This window comes from Microbacterium sp. B19, assembly GCF_000333395.1.
Taxonomy (GTDB): domain Bacteria; phylum Actinomycetota; class Actinomycetes; order Actinomycetales; family Microbacteriaceae; genus Microbacterium.
In genome coordinates this window covers 1-2,378 of the sequence record NZ_BADA01000544.1, presented here as the reverse complement: position 1 = coordinate 2,378, position 2,378 = coordinate 1, and the positions used below count along the sequence as shown (strand labels likewise).

Annotated in this window: 4 protein-coding genes; all 4 read left to right on the top strand. The window is 72.5% G+C overall.

Annotation, left to right across the window (positions count from 1 at the left end; translation table 11 throughout):
* The coding region (locus I5G_RS26055) for an STAS domain-containing protein (RefSeq protein ID WP_026096081.1) at nt 1-190 on the top strand (190 nt) is incomplete at its 5' end.
* Complete coding sequence (locus tag I5G_RS18515; RefSeq protein WP_022880387.1) at nt 187-1,560, top strand: PP2C family protein-serine/threonine phosphatase; 1,374 nt, start codon at nt 187-189, stop codon at nt 1,558-1,560. The genes I5G_RS26055 and I5G_RS18515, both read left to right, overlap by 4 nt.
* Entirely contained in the window at nt 1,557-1,988 is a 432-nt protein-coding gene (locus I5G_RS24200; RefSeq protein ID WP_022880386.1) for an ATP-binding protein, read from the top strand. The genes I5G_RS18515 and I5G_RS24200 overlap by 4 nt, the downstream gene beginning before the upstream one ends.
* Nucleotides 1,975-2,378, top strand: a 404-nt coding sequence (locus tag I5G_RS23550) for an STAS domain-containing protein (RefSeq protein WP_022880385.1), incomplete at its 3' end; no start/stop codon positions are given. The genes I5G_RS24200 and I5G_RS23550, both read left to right, overlap by 14 nt.

Sequence of the window (2,378 nt, the reverse complement as noted above, 5' to 3'; positions counted from 1 at the left end):
TGGACCTGTCGCAGGTGGCGTTCCTCGATTCACGGCGCTCGCCGAACTCGTGCGGCTCCAGAAGCAGGCCCGGGCGTTCGGGGGAGAGGTCGTGCTCGTCGACCCCGCCGACGCCGTCCGCGTCATCCTGGAGATCACCGACCTCGCCGAGCTGTTCACGATCCGCTCCTCCGGCGACGATCCGTCATGAGGACGGACGAGACGGGCGCCCGCGCGGGTGTCGGCGCGCCCGACTCCCTGTCGAGCGCGATCGAGGTTCTCGCCGCCGCGGCTGCGCACACGGGTGCGGGCGCGGAGGAGCGCGACCGCATCGCCCTCGCGGAACGGGTCGTCCGCGACGCCGTCGCCGAGCTGCAGGCGACGCAGCTCGCCCTCACCGAGGCGCTCATCGCGAGCCAGGACCGGCAGCTCGCCGTCGAGGCCCTCGCCCGCATCAACCTGCGCGGAGCCGCGAGCGACGACACCCTCGCGCTGCTCCTCGACCGCGCGCTCTCGATCACCGACTCCCGACAGGTCGTGTTGTTCGAGCACGGCGAGGTCGCGCTGGTCCGGGGCGACCACACCGACCTCGAGGCCCACGTCCGGTTGGTCGAGGACGTCCTCCGGTCCGCCGAGGACGACGCCGTCCGCGCCGTCGCTTCCGATACCGCGGTCGTCGCCGTGCTCGACCCCGAGGGGGAGGACGACCAGCACATCGCGTTCTTCCGGTCGAGCGACCGCCCGTTCTCGACGAGCGACGTGCCGCTCATCGAGGCGATCGTGTCGGCGATCGGCATCATGCTCGCGTTCCGCGAACTGCACCGGCACGAGTTCGAGAGCGCCGCCGTGGAGCGCGAGCACCAGTTGGCATCCGTCCTCGCCCAGTCCGTCATCTCGACCGAGCCGCCGCCGTCGACCGGGGTCGACGTCGCCGCGCGTACGGTGCCCGCGGCGCTCACGGGCGGCGACTTCTACGTCTTCGGGCGCTCGACCGGTTCGCTGTGGTTCGCGGTGGGAGACGTCGCCGGCAAGGGCCTCCCCGCCGCTATGCTCATGACCCGCGCCGTCGCCGCGTGCCGCATCGCCTTCCTCACGCGCCCCGACGACTCCGTCGTCGACGTGTTCCAGCGCATCGAGGACGAGCTCTTCGACCACCTCGACGACGTCGGCGTCTTCATCACTCTCGCGGTGGGTGTGCTGCAGGAGGACACGGGCGAGGTGTCGCTCGTCAACGCCGGGCATTCACCGGTCCTCCGGATCGGAGCGGATGCCGAGACCGTGAAGGCATCCGTTCCTCCGCTCGGCATCGTCCGCGGGCGCGTGCCGCGGGTCTGGTCCACGGTCCTCGGACCGGACGACGCGCTCGTCATCGGGTCCGACGGGCTGGTCGAGCAGACCGACCCGGAAGGGGAGCAGTTCGGCTACGAGCGTTTCACCGACCTGTGCGCGACGGCGGACCGCCGTGACTCGGCGGGTTTCGTGTCCGCCGTGTTCGACGCCGTGCAGGACTTCGCCCGGGGCGCGGCGCCGTCCGACGATGCGACGCTCATGGTCGTGCGGCGGGAGAGGTCGGCGGCATGACCGAGGTCGTCCGCTCCCGTCTGGAGCTCGAGCCCACGGCCCTCGCGACCCGGCGCATCGGCGGCTGGCTCGCGGCCTCCGTCGCGCACCTGGAGCCCGACACGGCGTCCGCGCTCGCCGCGCGCGCCGAGCTGGCCGTCCACGAGGCCTGCATGAACGTCATCGAGCACGGCGGCCTGCCCGCCGGGTCGACGATCGACCTCGCGCTCGAGGCGACGCCGGGCGAGCTCGTCGTCCGGCTCGTCGACCGGGGTGCGCCGTTCGACCCGTCGGGGGTCGCCGCGCTCCCCGCCGATCCGGAGCGCGAGCGCGGCTACGGGTTGACCATCATCCGCTCGCTCACGACCGGGGTGGCCTACCGGCGCGTGGGCGACACGAACGAACTGGAACTGCGCATGGAGATCGGGGGCGACGATGCACAGCGCTGACTCGACGGGCGGCAGCGCCCTGAGGATCGATGTGGTCTACGTGGATGCCGTGTACGCGCTGGTCGCGCTCGCCGGCCGCCTGGATGCCGTGGAGGCTCCGCGCGCGCGCCAGGTGTTCGACGGGCCGCAGGTCTCGGCGGCCTCCCGCCTCACGATCGACCTGACCGACGTGGAGTTCGTCGACAGCGCGGGCCTCGCGGTGCTCGCGCGGGCGCGCCGGGATCGCGGTCTGACCGGCGGATCGGTCACGCTCATCCGCCCGCGGTCCGACGACGCGATGCGGGTGTTCCGCCTGACGCAGTCGACCAGATCTTCGTCATGCGCGACTCCGCCGAGGAGGAGGACCCGTGAGCGACGCCCTCGTCGTGGACGACGACCCCGTCACCGGCC